This is a genomic window from Vibrio sp. YMD68 (assembly GCF_029958905.1).
In the GTDB taxonomy this organism is placed as follows: domain Bacteria; phylum Pseudomonadota; class Gammaproteobacteria; order Enterobacterales; family Vibrionaceae; genus Vibrio.
In genome coordinates, this window is the sequence record NZ_CP124613.1 from 465,279 (window position 1) to 481,712 (window position 16,434).

15 protein-coding genes are annotated in these 16,434 nt (G+C 43.2%); 6 read left to right on the forward strand and 9 right to left on the reverse strand.

Going from position 1 to position 16,434, the window contains the following annotated elements:
- The first annotated feature begins 157 nt into the window (after positions 1-157).
- Positions 158-1,522, forward strand: coding sequence for a diguanylate cyclase (locus tag QF117_RS02085; protein ID WP_282385879.1), 1,365 nt, complete (start codon positions 158-160; stop codon positions 1,520-1,522).
- A gap of 64 nt (positions 1,523-1,586) precedes the next feature.
- On the opposite strand, the gene QF117_RS02090 is transcribed toward QF117_RS02085, so the two are convergent.
- Together QF117_RS02090 and QF117_RS02095 are read right to left on the reverse strand one after the other, a co-directional pair.
- Complete coding sequence (locus tag QF117_RS02090) at positions 1,587-2,135, reverse strand: GNAT family N-acetyltransferase (RefSeq protein WP_282385880.1); 549 nt, start codon at positions 2,133-2,135, stop codon at positions 1,587-1,589.
- 573 nt (positions 2,136-2,708) lie between these two features.
- Entirely contained in the window at positions 2,709-4,226 is a 1,518-nt protein-coding gene (locus QF117_RS02095; RefSeq protein ID WP_282385881.1) for a DUF3612 domain-containing protein, read from the reverse strand.
- A 191-nt stretch (positions 4,227-4,417) separates the two neighbouring features.
- Between QF117_RS02095 and QF117_RS02100 the strand changes: the two genes are divergently transcribed.
- Entirely contained in the window at positions 4,418-4,987 is a 570-nt protein-coding gene (locus QF117_RS02100) for a hypothetical protein (RefSeq protein ID WP_282385882.1), read from the forward strand.
- 116 nt (positions 4,988-5,103) lie between these two features.
- Entirely contained in the window at positions 5,104-5,649 is a 546-nt protein-coding gene (locus QF117_RS02105; protein ID WP_282386120.1) for an ATP:cob(I)alamin adenosyltransferase, read from the forward strand.
- A gap of 102 nt (positions 5,650-5,751) precedes the next feature.
- On the opposite strand, the gene malK is transcribed toward QF117_RS02105, so the two are convergent.
- A complete protein-coding gene (gene malK / locus QF117_RS02110) occupies positions 5,752-6,870 on the reverse strand; it encodes a maltose/maltodextrin ABC transporter ATP-binding protein MalK (RefSeq protein WP_282385883.1) in 1,119 nt (372 codons plus the stop codon).
- A gap of 848 nt (positions 6,871-7,718) precedes the next feature.
- Here malK and malE point away from each other — a divergent pair.
- The 3 genes from malE to malG all read left to right on the forward strand — a co-directional run bounded on the left by malE (position 7,719) and on the right by malG (position 11,458).
- The gene (malE, locus tag QF117_RS02115; RefSeq protein ID WP_282385884.1) at positions 7,719-8,900 is read left to right on the forward strand and encodes a maltose/maltodextrin ABC transporter substrate-binding protein MalE; all 1,182 of its coding nucleotides are present in this window, start codon (positions 7,719-7,721) and stop codon (positions 8,898-8,900) included.
- 80 nt (positions 8,901-8,980) lie between these two features.
- Positions 8,981-10,555 carry a maltose ABC transporter permease MalF gene (gene malF / locus QF117_RS02120; RefSeq protein WP_282385885.1) on the forward strand — a complete coding sequence of 525 codons (1,575 nt, stop codon included), beginning with the start codon at positions 8,981-8,983 and terminating at the stop codon, positions 10,553-10,555.
- 12 nt (positions 10,556-10,567) lie between these two features.
- Positions 10,568-11,458, forward strand: a complete 891-nt coding sequence (gene malG, locus QF117_RS02125; protein ID WP_282385886.1) for a maltose ABC transporter permease MalG — start codon at positions 10,568-10,570, stop codon at positions 11,456-11,458.
- A gap of 423 nt (positions 11,459-11,881) precedes the next feature.
- Here the strand turns inward: malG and QF117_RS02130 are convergent, their stop codons facing one another.
- The 6 genes from QF117_RS02130 to QF117_RS02155 form a co-directional block, all read right to left on the reverse strand.
- Positions 11,882-12,127: a hypothetical protein gene (locus QF117_RS02130; protein ID WP_282385887.1), complete on the reverse strand. Its 246-nt coding sequence runs from the start codon at positions 12,125-12,127 to the stop codon at positions 11,882-11,884.
- 183 nt (positions 12,128-12,310) lie between these two features.
- The gene (locus QF117_RS02135) at positions 12,311-12,796 is read right to left on the reverse strand and encodes an acyl-CoA thioesterase (protein WP_282385889.1); all 486 of its coding nucleotides are present in this window, start codon (positions 12,794-12,796) and stop codon (positions 12,311-12,313) included.
- A gap of 214 nt (positions 12,797-13,010) precedes the next feature.
- Positions 13,011-13,322, reverse strand: a complete 312-nt coding sequence (locus tag QF117_RS02140; RefSeq protein ID WP_282385890.1) for a hypothetical protein — start codon at positions 13,320-13,322, stop codon at positions 13,011-13,013.
- 157 nt (positions 13,323-13,479) lie between these two features.
- Positions 13,480-13,731: a hypothetical protein gene (locus QF117_RS02145; RefSeq protein ID WP_282385891.1), complete on the reverse strand. Its 252-nt coding sequence runs from the start codon at positions 13,729-13,731 to the stop codon at positions 13,480-13,482.
- 257 nt (positions 13,732-13,988) lie between these two features.
- Complete coding sequence (locus QF117_RS02150) at positions 13,989-14,852, reverse strand: MurR/RpiR family transcriptional regulator (RefSeq protein ID WP_282385892.1); 864 nt, start codon at positions 14,850-14,852, stop codon at positions 13,989-13,991.
- A 182-nt stretch (positions 14,853-15,034) separates the two neighbouring features.
- Positions 15,035-16,288 carry an amino acid deaminase gene (locus QF117_RS02155; RefSeq protein WP_282385893.1) on the reverse strand — a complete coding sequence of 418 codons (1,254 nt, stop codon included), beginning with the start codon at positions 16,286-16,288 and terminating at the stop codon, positions 15,035-15,037.
- Between the last annotated feature and the right edge of the window lie 146 nt (positions 16,289-16,434).

Consider the following 16,434-nt stretch of genomic DNA (forward strand, 5'->3'; position numbering starts at 1 on the left):
AGGGAATTTCGCTAAGTAGCCGTTTTAGTTTACGCAAAATACGATTATACGCCTATTCTAATAGGACTGAATGTGGATAAGGTGGTCATGTGAAGAGTCGGTTTATTCTTTCTATGTTTGTAAGTGTTTGTCGGATTTTATGTCATCAGAGGTACACATGAAGCTGAAAGGACGAAATCGACATTATATTTTTTTGGTTTTTATACTCTATGTCTTCACAGCTATTGCCTCGATTGAATGGATTAATCGAGGCCAAAATAATTACCTGTACAGTGATCTTTTAACACGAGCAAAAGAAGAGTTGTCGATCGTTCGAGCACAGCTTGAGGCCGCGATTTTGGCCGATATTTATGAAACGAAAAGCCTCAGTGCATTGATAACCGTGAATCCCGAATTTGATACGAATAATTGGCGAAAGCTCGCAACGAATATTCTAAGAGAAGGAAAGCACATACGTCTTATAGGGTTGGCCCCCGATGATGTTATACGCTTTGTTCATCCTGAAAAGGGAAATCAACAGGCTCTCAACTTAGACTACAGAACGGTGCCGACACAGTGGAGTTCTATTCAAAAAGCCCATGATCTTCAAGATGTTTTTATTGCAGGTCCGGTAGACTTAGTTCAGGGTGGGCGAGCGATAATAGCGAGAATTCCTATATTTACCGACCCTCCGTTTAATAAAGAGTATTGGGGCGTAAGCAGTATTGTCATTGACCTAAATACACTTTTCCATAGTGTCGGTGTTGAGTCATTGAGTCATAAGTATCAGTTGGCTATTCAAGGGTTAGACAGTTTGGGAAAATATGGTGAGGTATTTTGGGGTCGCGCAGCGTATTTGGAGAACGCGTTTGGTTCTGCAACAGTGCGTTTTCCCCATGGAAGTTGGGAGCTCGTTGCATCATTTCGGGAAAATCCGTTGTCCCATATTCCCTGGTATAGAGCCAATATTGCGCGCTTAATCGGCTACCCTATTACGCTACTATTGACCTTCTCGCTTTTTGTTATTTACCGTCAATATACGATGGCGTATAAACGTTCACTTCATGATGATCTTACAGGGTTACCTAATCGTCGCTACTTCATGTATACATTAGAAAACCTATTTCAAGATTGTTCTCAAAAAGAAACGAATAGTACCTTTGCGGTACTGAATATTGATCTTGATAATTTTAAGGTGATCAATGATACCTACGGCCATGCTGCTGGCGATAAAGTCCTGGTGGTATGTGCAGAAAGGTTGAAAAGTGTTCTGCGTTCATCCGATCTGGTCGCTCGTGTGGGGGGCGATGAGTTCTTGGTGATTTTGTCTCGCATATCTAACCCGAATGATGTCGATGTCGTCAATATAGAACTGCATAAAGCACTCTGCCAAACCCCAGTGATTTATGGGCAGCACTTGATCAATATTAGAGTCAGTATTGGCCATGCTTTGTACAACGATGATTATCCCGATGCTGAAATGCTATTAAAAGTGACCGATGAACGCATGTATCAGCAAAAACGTCGCCAGCTCGGAACATAAAAATTGCTGGATGGTCTCCAAACTGAATGTGAGAATGTTGGAAGAAAGTGAGCTAGAAAAGTAGTTACAGCTTTTTTTGATACTCAATGCAGTGGATTAATTTACCGTTTAATCGAGTGTAATTGGTGTGAGTTCGAGTTTGTCTAAACTGGTTACGAGTGAGTGTCCGTTGTGATGCAATATTATTCGTCGCGGCGAGGGCAATTAATCGTTTTAACGAATAATATTCCTGACTAAGGATCGCGATTTTTCTGGTCGCTAAAGTGGCAATGCCAAGCCCCGTTTTATTTTGTGCAATTCGGTACCCGAGATGCGCAGAACCCTCATCTAAGTCCAAATTATGTAAATTAATTCGACCGACGATTTCCCCTTGAGCGCTCTTAATAAGCATTGGAAGCATTTCGTTGGATTGGTGAAGTGCCAGACAATCGTCAATGTGTTGAGTGAGGCCGCTGTCGGTATAAAAGCCGGTTTCTCGCGCAGGAACATAAGATTCAAACCAAGTTTGATTCATTTTTTCAAACTCGAGAAGTGCGCTGTGGTCATTGTGAGAGAGTAACTCTAGATTGGGTGGTGTCACTTCTGAGTTCCCGTTGGGCTCTGGATGAGTCAAAAGTATACTCATAACCACATGAAATTGTTAGGGTGTCGAGTAATAGGACGACTCAGAGTGCTGTTATGCTGAGTAACCAGCGTAGAGTTCATCGTAGTCGTGACTGCTGTTGATGTGTTTCTACTGTCTATTTGCATTTTGATATTTGCATTTTGCAATAAAATCCTATTATGAAACTGCCTTATGCATTGTGTTGGCCTGAATCTGGTTGTTTTATCGACAATAAGCCGGTTTTTTCGTGTTTAAAAAGTTGGCACACATACTGCTATATAAAGATCGACCCTTCTTAAGCCGAGGGTCACCTAGCCAACTGACGTTGTTAGTGAACGCATTTTTGTTCACAGATATATATAGCCAATCCCCACTTATTTTGGGATTGGCTTTTTTCTTTTCTGGCTGACCATTTTATTCATTTCCTGCTTCAGGGCCTCATTAATCAAGGTCTCATTATATCAAGATCTCATTAAATCCAGGGTTCATTAAATCAGGGGCTAAAGCTGAAAACGCTTAACTGTCGTATGGCTTAACTATCGTATGGCTTCACTCATGTGTATGGCCTAATCTTCTTAGGACTTAATTACCACATGGCTTATAGCAGCTAGGTTGTCGTGGACATACTGCACCGCGAGAACAAATTACCCTAGCATCCGATTCAATGCCTCTTTCTATCCAGTTGATGTTGAGTATTTTAGCAATGGTTGTGAATTCCTTTTTAATATAATGCGGAATAGCAGCACTGCCACCTTTGGAAACGCACAGTGACTTGAGGTCTTCCGCTATAGAGCGCGCATCTCCTCCTTGCGCATCAATGGCGGGATTAAGATCAATCCCTGCGCATAACACCCGATTGTTACCCGCAGGATCCGTCATATTGACCGATTCACAACAATAAATCCTAGGTTCATCGCCCACGTTAAGAATTGAGATTTGCGCTGAACTGTGACTCTTCGGCTCAGAGAGACGTCTGAAAACCGCCCAGTGCTGGCAAGGGTCGTTGACCTTCCGCATGTTCCCCCAAGGCAGAGGGATACCATTTCCGCGGTACACAGCTTTGAGTTTATTTTGCCCGTATGCATCGAAATAGTGCCAATGTGGGTAAGGAGAGACGACCGTCATTCGGCGCATCGCCACGGAAGGTGATACCCCCGCTTTCTGATGCACATCAATCTCATAGCCACTGCGATCAAGCAACTGCCTAAACGGGACTTTCGGGCAGAGTAAAGCACCGGCAAAAAAGCTGGATTCAAAATCACGCCACGCTTGCAGGATATCTTGAGAGTTAAGTTCAGATGTAGGGCTAGGGGTTGTTGTATCCTCCCAGCTATTGGTGTGCCCCACAGAGAGAACACTTTTTAGCCCTTCTTTTCGGTGCAAAATGCAGTGCCCAATGTAAACCGCTAAATCGTACTTGAGACGAGTGGGGTAGTCTCTTAAGATTTCGTTCAAATAGATGGTACTTGGTGCTTCGAAAAATGAAGTCACGAGTTGTTTTGCACTGACGCCAAGTTCATCAACTACATCTTGAGGCGTTCGAGTTATCCAACGAATTCTGACACCCAGGCTTTTAGCAATGTCGATGAGGTCTTCAATCGCAAGGTTAAGTCTTTTTAATCCCACCTCTTCGGCGGCACGTTCGAGGTGAGGAAAGTGGTTCTGATTACTTTCTTGATGAGCGCGAATTAATAGATGGGCAAATTGACGGCCAGTGATACCAGTTTGTGAGAGCATCTCCGGAATCGCAATTTGTAAAATGTCATTGGAAAATAGAAAACTGGGTTCAAGTGCCATTCCACTGATCCCACCTCGATTTCCTTTGTCAGGCGTGATCGCGCTTTGTTCCGGTTCATCATCGAGAAACCAGCGTGGATCTTTTTGAAAAACTTCCGCAATGACTTCTAGCATATCAACACTGGGTACACGCTTTCCTCGCTCTATCATCGATAGGTAAGAAACCGAAGGGGCGTACTCGGGATTCACCCGTATGCACCTCGCAGAGAGATCTTCCATAGTTAAGTGATTGCGTTTCCTCAGGTTTCTAATCTTAGTACCTAGGAAGTGAGACTGACGAACTAAGCTTTTTGATAGAGACATTTTGTAAAATTCACATTGTAAAATTTTTGTTGTGAAATTGTAGTCAAAAATTCGCTAATCTTCCAAGTAAGCAAAGTCACATATTTACCGAGAACCGAAAGTAAATTTTGAATATTTGCTCTAGACAGGACAATTTTGGTAGTACTAACCAATGACTACCGCACTGGATGAGTTTTACAGAGGGAAAGACTATGAATATGCTTAGATTCGATAAAAAACAGACAAACACAAATAACAAGCCATTTATCGCTGAAGCTGTCTTTGCCGTAGAGACAATCAGTGCCAATCAGCAAAGTGAAAAACAGGTGAAAGCAAAACAGCTCCTCGATAGTCTATTTCCGCTGGAGAATGGCTCTCATCAAGACGTAACCGGCTATATGATTGATTACCGACATATGGTTGCTTATTTTAAAGATGGCTCTCACAGCGGTTTAGAGAGCAATAAACATTTTGTTGCTTACACAGGTGAAAAAGAAGACCCATGCTCTATCTTGTTCAAAGACGGTAATGGGAGCCATGTGGATGTATTGCTGGGATGTCACAAGGGAACGGGTTGTGTTGAGCTTATTGAGATTGATGATATTCAGCTAGAAACGTGCACTACCTTTACACAACCAAGAAGTGAAATGGCTGCGATGCGTCACTGGATTAGCCTGATACAAGGTGACGAAAAAGGAAAACCAAGAGCGTGCAGTGAAGATAAAGAATACACCAGTAAAAGTGGGGAAGACTACACGTTAGAGTATTGCTACAATATGTAATTAAATAGTTGTTTCGTTAATATATTTTTAGCTAATTGTCGATTAGCTCAGATAAAACGCTCACTTTTTAGCTTAGGTAATTAGTGGGCGTTTTTTTGTATGAGTAAGGAATGCGCGTGAAACCAGTCAGTAAAGCAGATGGTGAGATCTGTTACCCATTTATCTATGAAGATAGCCCTGTGTGTGATTTTGAAATCATCGCCGATGAGCTTTGCAGTCGAATTGGCGTTGTTCTCACATACGATCTGGATGAAATCAGCCGTGACGTGTTACAGCGAGTACAGCCCAATGTCTATCACTTAAACGGGTCTGTACGCGGAAAACTGGCGATTACCGACATTGAACTCACCGAATTGTACCGCGACTATGAACACCTTCGTTCATTACTTCAGGGGGGATTCAAAGGTTTTGTTTTACCGGGAGGAGCGCGAGCTGCGAGTGAGCTTCACTTGTGCCGTTGTAACGCGAAGAAGATAGTAAGGGCGCTTGTAGCCATTGAACATTCGGGTAAAAAACAGCCTGATCCTATTCTGTTTCGTTACGCTAACCTACTCGCCAATGTGATGTACACGCTCGCTTCTTACATTAATTTTATAACGAACACCCAAGAAGTGGAGTTTGTCAGTAAAAGTTATCCGATGCCAAAAAAACAGGCCAATTAGGATTGATGCATTTTTGTCGATGCTGACCTTCAATAAGAAAACCCCAAGAAGTGAAGTTCTTGGGGTTTTTTCTAATGCTGACATACTTATCGTCAGGCTTGCTTAATCGAGTTTCATGCCTTCTTCTTTATACAGGCGGCGACAAGCGTTGCCATTACTATGGAATAAGTGGCAGCGATGAGCAGGAATACCAATCTCGAGTTTATCGCCCACTTCGACGGGTAAAGTGTCTGGCTGGCGGAAGTTAACATCCGCATCAGCGCCTTCTAAGTTAAGGTACACTTGTGTTTCATTGCCCAATTTTTCCACAATCATCACGTCACCTTCGATTGAACCATCACCATCTGACGCCGCAAGCAAATGTTCAGGACGTATACCCATAGACATTCTGTCGCCACGGTTAACGGTCGAACCATCCACTGGAATCCAGAAAGACATACCATTCGAAAGCTGAACTTTTACTCTTTCGGCTTCCGCTTCTTCAATGAATACGCTCATAAAATTCATTTTTGGTGAACCAATAAACCCAGCGACAAAGCGATTTTTAGGGTAGTGGTAAAGCTCTAGTGGTCGACCAACCTGAGAGACGAAACCGTCATCAAGCACGACGATTTTATCGGCCATTGTCATTGCTTCAACTTGATCATGGGTCACGTAAATCATGGTACAGCCTAGTTTGCGCTGTAGCTTGGTGATTTCTGAACGCATTTGCACACGAAGTGCCGCATCGAGATTCGATAAAGGCTCATCAAGCAAAAATACGTTGGGTTGAGAGACTAAAGTTCGGCCGATCGCCACGCGTTGACGTTGCCCACCAGAAAGCGCTTTAGGCTGTCGTTCTAATAGGTGAGTCAGTTGCAAAATATCCGCAGCGTGAGCCACACGCTGATCGATTTCTTTTTTATCTGCTTTGGCTAGTTTTAGACCGAATGACATGTTGTCAAAAAGATTTAGGTGGGGATACAAGGCGTAAGATTGGAAAACCATGCCAACGCCTCGCTTAGAAGGCTCAATGTCATTCATGCGTTCATTGCCAATGTATAAATCACCAGAAGTAATGTCTTCTAGGCCAGCAATACAGCGAAGTAGCGTGGATTTACCACAGCCCGATGGGCCAACAAAAACGACGAACTCGCCTTCTTTTATCTCTAGATCAACGTTTTTTGAAATCAAAACATCGCCATACGCTTTACATACATTTTTTAACGTGACATTCGTCATCTAGCTCGTCCTCGATTAATCTAATTCATTAACGGCTGCCAGTGTTTAAGTTAGAGGTGGCAACCATTGTTTTAATATGCTTGTTTTAACGTAATTTTTGTCACTGAGTGCTTTTTGTCACTGAGTACATTTTATTACAGAGTACATTTTGTTACAGAGAACAGTGGAATCCCGAACTTTTAGTTCAATGAGTCTAGTGTAACTTGCATCGTTGCTCGTTTGTCTGACACATTTTAGGCATTTGAGTAAGAAAAAGGGGTGAGGATACTCACTGTCGATACAGTATAAACATACCGGTACGTATCCTCACCCATCAAAGCCAATATTTGGTTTCCATCCCCCGTTAATATTTGATGTTGCTTTAAATCGGCTAAAAGAGTCGCACTCTTTATCGCATTGAACTAAGGCATAAACATATCTCAAATAACTGGAAACCAAATCGGCATTGTAAGCCAGTGTTAAACGAAACATTCAAACAACTGGAAAGGGTTCCTACTATCCACTCTTGGATGGCTTAAGTTTCATCATTTATGAGTGTGAATACATCCTCCTAGCTAAAATTTGTCTAGGGGGAGTAGTAAAGGATGAGCGATATACTGACCTTAAAATGAGAGAGCGATCTAGCTCAAATAAATAGCCAGCTCATCAGTGAGGCGAATCACAGAAAGTGTCACTTTTGTGATGCTCATCTTGCTAGTGAGGCGCTAAGGATCACGAAAATGAGCCATAATACCAAGGGCGTAGGGAGTAGGAGGATGAGACAGCCGCTTTTTTCTAAGATTATATATGACGAAATACGGCAAACCTCTTGGTAAGCCCTACAACACAAAAATAAAAAGGATATAGACATGAAAAATGCCCTAAGCACAGTAGCGCTGAGTACACTCGTGGCTCTTGGCTCTTTTAGTGCAAACGCTGCTATCGAAGAAGGTCAACTAACCATCTGGATTAACGGTGATAAAGGTTATAACGGACTTGCTGAAGTAGGTAAGATGTTTGAAGAAGAAACGGGTATTAAAGTGACCGTTGCTCACCCTGATGGCTTGCAAGACCGTTTTCCTCAAGTAGCGGCAACAGGCGATGGCCCTGATATTGTGTTTTGGGCGCACGACCGTTTTGGTGGCTATGCTCAATCTGGTTTGCTCACTGAAATTAATCCTTCAAAAGAAATCAAAGAAGGCATCGTTGATTTTGCATGGGATGCAGTGAAATATGACGGCAAACTGATTGGTTACCCAGTTGCGATTGAAGCTCTTTCTCTTATTTACAACAAAGATCTTGTTCCTAACCCACCTAAAACATGGGAAGAAGTTGAAGCGCTTAACGCTAAATTGGCGAAAGACGGTAAAACAGCCATCATGTGGAACTTGAAAGAACCTTACTTCACGTGGCCTTTAATGGCCGCTGATGGTGGTTACGCATTTAAGTACGGCGCTGAAGGTTACAATGTCAAAGATGCAGGTATTGCGGTTGATGGCGTTAAAGATTCTATGAACTTTGTAAAAGGCCTAGTCGATAAAGGCGTTATTTCTGCGGACATGGACTACTCAGTGTCTGAATCTGCGTTTAACCAAGGTAACACGGCGATGACCATCAATGGTCCTTGGGCGTGGGGCAATATTGAAACGTCAGGTATTAACTATGGCGTCACCACGCTGCCTAAGTTTAACGGCCAATCGTCTAAGCCATTCGTTGGCGTATTAACCGCGGGTATCAGTACGGCTTCTCCAAACAAAGACCTAGCGGTTGAGTTTTTAGAGAACTACCTACTGACGAACGATGGTTTACGTAAAGTAAACGATGACAAGCCGCTTGGTGCTGTTGCTCTTAACTCATTCCAACGTGAACTCGATGCAGATAAGCGTATTGCAGCGACGATGGATAACGCAATGAATGGTGAAATTATGCCAAACATTCCTCAAATGAATGCATTCTGGGGCAGCGCGAAGAGCGCCATCATTAACATCGTTGATGGTCGCCAAACGGTTGATGAAGCGTTAGCTGACGCTGAAAAACAGATGACAAAGTAACTAGTAACACCGTTTTAAGGAGAGGGTAACCTCTCCTTCATTTCTATTTTTTTCTATTATTATCGCTAGCAGGTTTCTCTATGCAGTCAGTTCAAAGCACAGATGCTATGACATCAGCAACAACGGATTTGCCGACCAGCAAGAGTGTATTCATCAAATGGGCACTTTTAGGTTCGTTGGGCATCGTAAATGGTTACGCAACCATATTAATGTATTCTCGTGGTGAACTCGCGTTTGCACTCCTTACTGTTATTCTCACCGCACTTGCTCTGTATATCTTTGGCAGTAAAAAAACGTACGCTCACCGCTACATCTATCCGGGTATCGCCGGAATGATCTTATTCATCATTTTTCCACTGGTGTATACCGTTGGCCTTGCTTTTACTAACTACAGTGCCAAAAATCAGCTCTCATTTGAACGCGCCCAGACAGTACTGTTAGACCAAACTTACCAAAGTGGTGAAAGCTACCCATTCACACTGTATAGCACCGAGAATGGTCACCGTATTGCAGTCCAAAAAGGCGATCAGCTGCTTGCAACGGATCACTTTGATTTGGCGTCGTTGTCCGTGACCGATATGGACCTTTCCATTGTTGAATCGGTGTCTGGCGACAAAGAGAAAATTAAAACGATTGTTCAGAATCGAAGCTCCCTGAGTCGTGTCGATTTACACCTACCAACCGGTGAAGACATCCGCATGAGCGGATTAAGAAAATTCGCCGCAGTGGTTCCTCTGTATACATTGCAAGAGGATGGAACCTCTCTTGTAAGTAATGAAACCGGTGCAATTCTTCGTCCTAATATGGACACAGGCTTTTATCAACCTGTCGATGACATGGGCCAATTTACGGGCTCTACCGTTGCACCAGGATTCATCGTCGACATTGGTACACACAACTTCGAACGTGTCTGGAAAGATGAAGGCATTAAACAGCCGTTCATTAGCATCTTCATTTGGACGGTGGTGTTTTCTGTTGTTACGGTGATTGCAACGCTTATCATTGGTTTGGTTTTAGCCAGTGTCGTTCAGTGGGAAGCGCTTAAAGGCCGAGCGATATACCGTGTGTTATTGATTTTGCCTTATGCGGTTCCTGCGTTTATCTCTATCTTGATCTTTAAAGGCTTATTTAACCAAAGCTTTGGTGAGATCAATATGGTACTGCAATCCATTTTTGGCATCAGCCCAGCTTGGTTCTCGGATCCGATTTTGGCGAAAACCATGGTATTGATTGTGAATACGTGGCTTGGTTTCCCTTACATGATGATCTTGTGTATGGGCCTTCTAAAAGCGATTCCAGACGATCTTTACGAGGCGTCAGCGATAGATGGTGCGAACTTCATTCATAACTTTACGAAAGTGACGTTACCGTTAATGATCAAGCCGCTAACGCCGCTTCTGATTGCCGCTTTTGCGTTTAACTTTAACAACTTTGTTATGATCCAGTTATTGACTCAAGGTGGTCCAAATATGATTGGTACTTCTGAGCCAGCGGGTTACACCGACCTACTCGTTAGCTACACCTACCGAATCGCATTTGAAGGTGCTGGTGGTCAAGACTTTGGTTTAGCCAGTGCAATTGCAACGCTTATCTTCTTGCTTGTCGGTGGATTGGCATTACTCAACCTACGCTTTACTAAGCTATCTCAGGATTAAGGATTATTTATAATGGCAATGGTACAAGGCAAGTCCTTAAAATACCGCGTATGGGCAACACACATCGCTATGTGGGCATTCCTGTCGCTTATTATCTTTCCACTACTGATGATCATCGCAATTTCATTACGTGAGGGTAATTTCGCAACAGGTAGCTTAATCCCAGAAAACCCATCATTGGAGCATTGGAAGTTAGCATTAGGCTTTACGGTCACTCATGCTGATGGATCCGTTACACCACCACCGTTCCCTGTATTAACGTGGTTGTGGAACTCAATAAAAGTGGCGGGGATAAGCTCGGTTCTTATCGTCGCACTGTCTACGACCTCAGCTTACGCGTTTGCAAGAATGCGCTTTAAAGGTAAAAACACTATCCTTAAAGCGATGATGATCTTCCAAATGTTCCCAGCAGTACTTGCTTTGGTTGCTATCTATGCTCTATTTGACAGGCTTGGGCAGTACATCCCATTCCTTGGATTAAATACGCATGGCGGCCTGATTTTCTCGTACTTAGGGGGGATTGCTCTTCATGTTTGGACGATTAAAGGATACTTTGAGTCTATCGATAATTCTCTAGAAGAAGCGGCGGCTTTAGATGGAGCGACTCCGTGGCAGGCCTTTAGGTTAGTATTATTACCACTTTCAGTGCCTATTCTTGCGGTTGTGTTTATTTTGTCCTTTATTATGGTGGTCGGTGAAGTTCCTGTGGCATCCATCTTACTTTCTGATGTAAACTCTTACACATTAGCAGTTGGAATGCAGCAGTATTTGTACCCTCAGAACTACTTGTGGGGAGACTTTGCAGCGGCAGCGGTGCTTTCTGCACTACCGATTACTATTGTATTTTTACTTGCACAACGTTGGCTTGTCGGAGGACTTACCGCTGGCGGTGTGAAAGGATAATAATAATTAGGGCGACCCTTTAGGATCGCCCATTTGTCCTTAACTTAACACTTTCAGGTTTGGCCGCCGATCCGTTAAGTCTAAGAGCAGTTCTGGCGTTACGCATAGCTGGCTGTTAGCTTGATTCCTTACTAAAAAACTCACTAACAGTTTTTGTAACCAAAACCCGAGCATCGCTTGGGTTTTTTTATATCTATAGGTTGAGTAAGTCTATAGAAAACGCAATTAGGATTAACTTGAGACGCCTCTTTGAGTTTCACCTTAATGCGAGAGTGAGTATACGAGCTAACAGAAAGCAGAAAAGCTTATGGGTGATGTGATGCGAGTGACCCTAAAAATGAAGATGCAATAGAAAAACGGGTTACAGACAAATGTGAGGCAATTAGTGCTTTGTAGGGCTAGTAATCCAATATTGGTACGGCTTCAGAGCTCTCTACTTGATGGTGCCCAGCCTAAATATTGAAGTAACACATAGATACTTTCTTGTTTTAACGCGACTTTTCTAAAGAGGTCAGCGAAGGTATCGTCCCCACCAAAGCAGGCTTGGATATAATGATTAATTTCTGAGGCATTATAGCCTTCGACGTACATTGTACGTACCCATTGATATTCGACGGCTTTGAGGTTGTTAACGGTAGCCTCACATAGCGTTATCTTTTCAGGGTTCAAGCACTTATCCTTTCAGCTTAGTATCAATATTGATAGCGAATTAGAGCAAACTTAGATGAAAGAAAAATGACATTGATTGAATATGATAGGAAAAATAAAGCCTAAGCGATGATGACAAAACCATGACTTAGGCTTTCGTATTTGACTTTTGGATATGTATCTTCGAATGAGTGCAGGTAAAGATTACTTAAGGTATTGTACGTGCGCTTCCATTTCTGCACCGATCTCTTTTCTCATTTTCATTAATCGAATGGCGGAATCTCGCAAATGAATGTCTTCTTCTGTCGTAGGTATCCATTCAGGAACTTTGGTTGAATGACCATTTTCATCGACTGCCACCATAATAACGATACAGTGTGTTGTCAGTCGGTTATTCATCTCTTTTGGGTCACTGGCTTGAACATCAATGGCAATATGCATCGAACTGGATCCGGTATAGATCACTTTCGCACTGACCTCGACTAGATTACCCACATGGATAGGTGCGACAAAGCGAATGCCCCCCGCATAGGCGGTAATACAGTATTTACCACTCCATGCCGCGGAGCAGGCGTAAGCCGCTAAATCGATCCATTTCATAGCCGCGCCACCGTGTACCTTACCACCAAAGTTGACATCACTAGGCTCTGCTAAAAATCGCAATGTAATTTCTCTTTTTCCACTGCTCATATTTTTACCCTTTGTTGTTCTATCTGTTACTAATATAATAGTTAACAAACAGTAACATAAACACGTCTATGTTCACTTATCTTTTACACTAAACATTTGAGCACTGGCTAATGCAACGAAATGTTCAAGCCCCAAGAAAAAGACAGGGCAATATAAATTCAAAGAGAACAGAAGCGATAGGGCATCACAGAGGGGGTAACGCGACCTTAAGCCGCTATGGCCAGGCCCTTTTTTTAGTGCTTGCACTATTGGCTTTAATTAACTCAATGGTTTTCTTTGACTTATTTTCGATAGCACTCAGGCTTTGCATTACTTTTACTTGAAACTCATTTCTATCATGGTCAAACAGAGTAGGTTGTGGTGATGGGTTTTGAAGTTGATGTATCAATTGCGCCATTGTTTTGTTTTGTGCCTCAAGGGAGCTGACTTTCGAGGTCAGCTCTTTGATCATTTTATGCTGTTCTCTTATTTGTGATTCGATACTGTTGAATGCTTGGAGTATTTGTCCAATATTGTGATCAGCCATCAGGTCGCCTATAAGAAGATGGAAGAGATATTCACAGTATAGGCAAAAACGGAGAGTGTAATGGAGTAAAATGGAATTTGAGCAAATGCGGTGCTTCTGATTTAGGATGCTTAACGTTGTCCTAAATCAGGTGATAGATTGACACGAACGGAAGCCATTATCCCTTTCGATTAACTTCTTCAAATTCGCCATCAATGGTGTTGGTGTGCGAAAAAGCACTGGCGTCGGAGAACTGTGTCCGGCGGCTCTCGTTTACACGGTGGGCGTTGATGTGATTTTGCATCTGCTTCTGAAGCCGTTTACCGGTGATAAGAGCTACAATGGCAAGAGGAATCGCCATGACAAGTGCAAAAACCAGAGTAAAAAAGCCAGTAATCAAGGCAAGCGTAGTGACTATCAATCTATTCATTATATTAACCTCTTAAGTGACTGACCTATTGTAACCAATGATAGATGAATCAAAGATGAACACTAATGTGAAGCATCTTTTCTTCTATCTCTAGGCCCTGTTGTTCTAGGACCTGTCGCTCTAGGGCGTGTTGATCTTTCGAGCTGATTTTTGCAACAACAAGTGCTGTCCGAAGGGTTCGGATAACATTTAACCACAAAAGATCACCACGCGTTAATTACTTAGTGATTGGTATGGCTATCACACGTCCCCGACTCCTAGTCGCCTAGGGGTTGACGTTCATTTCCGCCCCGATGTGAGTCTAATGCGACCTTAAGCCGTCTAAGCTTGTCTCTAGAGCGACGTTTATGAGCAACGGCTAACTCTAAAGAAATAACATCCACCAGAGCCAGCATCGCATAACGAGACGCGGATGGTTTGTAGATGAAATCCGTTTCATCGTGTTGGATAGGTAACACCAAATCTGCGTGTTCTGACAGTGGCGTCTCTACCGGGGTGATCGCGATCACTTTCATACCGTATTTTTTCGCCAACTGAGCGGTTTCTACCAATACTGGCGTATAACCTGTTGCTGAAATAATAACGAACACATCATTTTTGTCCGCCGTGGCGGCGACCATTTGAGCGAGCATGCCATCGTTGTACGCCACAATTGCGTAGCCAAACCGAAATAGTCGATGTTGAAGCTCTTGAGAAGCAATCGTGGAGCCGCCTCCCATGCCAATTGACACGATTTGTCTCGCCTGATGAAGCCAAGTTATTGCGGTTTCAATATCCTGCTCGTTGATTAAGCTGCGGTTGATATCGAGTGTTTGTTTTATCGACTCGTAAACCCCCTGATAGCCAGACTGATCGGGTGGTTCTAATATGAATCGCTGCCCAATGGTCAGTGACTGAGCGAGCTTAATTTTCATATCGCGAACGTTATTACAGCCAATGGCTTTAGCAAATCGAGTAATGGTCGCTTCACTGACCGCTGCATTTTCAGCAAGTTCTGTAATACTCGCGTTTGCTGCAAGATTGATGTCGTCCATGATCAGCTTCGCGACTTTTTTCTCAGCCTCTCTCAGCGCCCCAAAGCGCTCAGCAATTTGGGAAACAATATCTACTTCAAGTGTCAAAAAGTGTTCCTTATTTGTTACCGCTTATTGGTCTCTATTTAGTCTCGTCGATTGACCATGCTACATGGTACTTATCAGTCGTTTGACGTTGATTAACCATTTTACGTTGATTAACCATTTGACGCTTTAGCAATAAGCGGCGGTTGTTTTGCATTTTTCTCAGTATAACGAATGTCAGTTCGTTAAAAGCAGGTTTCTACCCAATGCGTCACCTGATAGTCGTCATCACAAATGGCAATATGACGCCATTTATCAAAAGTTAAGCATGGATGAGAGGTGGAAAAAGCGATCATATCGCCAACCTGGATATCGTTATCGGCATCTATCTCAATAAACGTATGTTGATCCATAACAGCAGTCGCTGTGATTCCTGAAGCTGAAATAGGCATCCCGTTACTGTAGGCCCGCTCTGCAATAGGCAGGCCCGCATCAAAGGCAACGTCTCGTTTACCCATTCCCACCACTGCTTTTGTTGGCTCTGGGCGTGAGATGACATAAGCCCAAACTTCTAAAGAGGATTCTAAGTTACCTTCCAGCTCACAGGCATAACCCTGATTGTTTTTGGCACGGGCAATGACATGGTTTTGAGCATCCAGATAAATACCAGTGTCGTGGATGGCGTAACAGCCAGGGCGGATAATGGCAGTAGCATGGGTTAGATTGGCAAAACACTCTGCTACCACATCATACCAAGCAGAACCCGCACCGGTAACAATGGGCTTATCAGCGATCAGTGTTTTCATGGAAAGGGATTGAACCAGTGAAAGTGTTTCATTTAAGAATTCTCGGATCATTTGCTCTTGATTGTCGCCATGAATGACGCCTTCATAGACTTCAATACCAGCCAAATTGAGCGATGACATCCCTTGCATCGCATCAGCTAGCTCTAAAATTTCATCGCCGCTTCGACAGCCACAACGTCCTCCTTCAACGCCAAATTCAAGTAATACATTCAGCGTTAGATCTGTTTTAGTAAAAAAGCGTTCCAATTGATCAAGATTAACGATTGAATCCGCGCAACAGTAAAAATTGACATTGAAGCGCTCAATCAAATTCTCAACAATGGCCATATTGGCTTTTCCAACCAGTTGGTTAGCCATGATGATGTTTGTCGCCCCTGCCAATGCCGCAATCTCGGCTTGCATGGGTGTTGCTACTGTTACTCCCCACGCACCATGATCAAGTTGCTGCTTAAAAAAATCGGGGGTCATGGTTGTTTTGCCGTGTGGAGCAAGTCGCACATTGTGGTGGTCAGAAAAACGCTGCATCCATTGCAGGTTATTTTTCAGTGACGACTGCTTGATGACCGCGGCGGGTAAGGAAATCTCTTCACTGACGAGGCAATAACGCGCTTGTTTCTCTGATACGGCCGCACGGCCTTTTTGGCCCCAATCCGCTATTCCAAGCAGCTCTATGTGATAGTTTCTATCATTCATTTGTGTGGTTCCTTCAGCATTCAAAGCAAAGTAACATTAATTAAGTTGTTGTTTTTAATTATTTACTGGTTCTTATGATGGCATTGGTGTTGGAAAGTATCAAACAGTTGGGGTGTTTTTGTGTGTTTTATCACTGTGTTTTTTTC

Excerpts from the sequence above, each read along its gene's own strand:
- QF117_RS02085 (WP_282385879.1), top strand. The coding sequence starts at position 158 with ATGAAGCTGAAAGGACGAAATCGACATTATATTTTTTTGGTTTTTATA.
- QF117_RS02095 (WP_282385881.1), bottom strand. The coding sequence starts at position 4,226 with ATGTCTCTATCAAAAAGCTTAGTTCGTCAGTCTCACTTCCTAGGTACT.
- QF117_RS02100 (WP_282385882.1), top strand. The coding sequence starts at position 4,418 with ATGAATATGCTTAGATTCGATAAAAAACAGACAAACACAAATAACAAG.
- malK (WP_282385883.1), bottom strand. The coding sequence starts at position 6,870 with ATGACGAATGTCACGTTAAAAAATGTATGTAAAGCGTATGGCGATGTT.
- malE (WP_282385884.1), top strand. The coding sequence starts at position 7,719 with ATGAAAAATGCCCTAAGCACAGTAGCGCTGAGTACACTCGTGGCTCTT.
- malF (WP_282385885.1), top strand. The coding sequence starts at position 8,981 with ATGCAGTCAGTTCAAAGCACAGATGCTATGACATCAGCAACAACGGAT.
- malG (WP_282385886.1), top strand. The coding sequence starts at position 10,568 with ATGGCAATGGTACAAGGCAAGTCCTTAAAATACCGCGTATGGGCAACA.
- QF117_RS02135 (WP_282385889.1), bottom strand. The coding sequence starts at position 12,796 with ATGAGCAGTGGAAAAAGAGAAATTACATTGCGATTTTTAGCAGAGCCT.
- QF117_RS02140 (WP_282385890.1), bottom strand. The coding sequence starts at position 13,322 with ATGGCTGATCACAATATTGGACAAATACTCCAAGCATTCAACAGTATC.
- QF117_RS02145 (WP_282385891.1), bottom strand. The coding sequence starts at position 13,731 with ATGAATAGATTGATAGTCACTACGCTTGCCTTGATTACTGGCTTTTTT.
- QF117_RS02155 (WP_282385893.1), bottom strand. The coding sequence starts at position 16,288 with ATGAATGATAGAAACTATCACATAGAGCTGCTTGGAATAGCGGATTGG.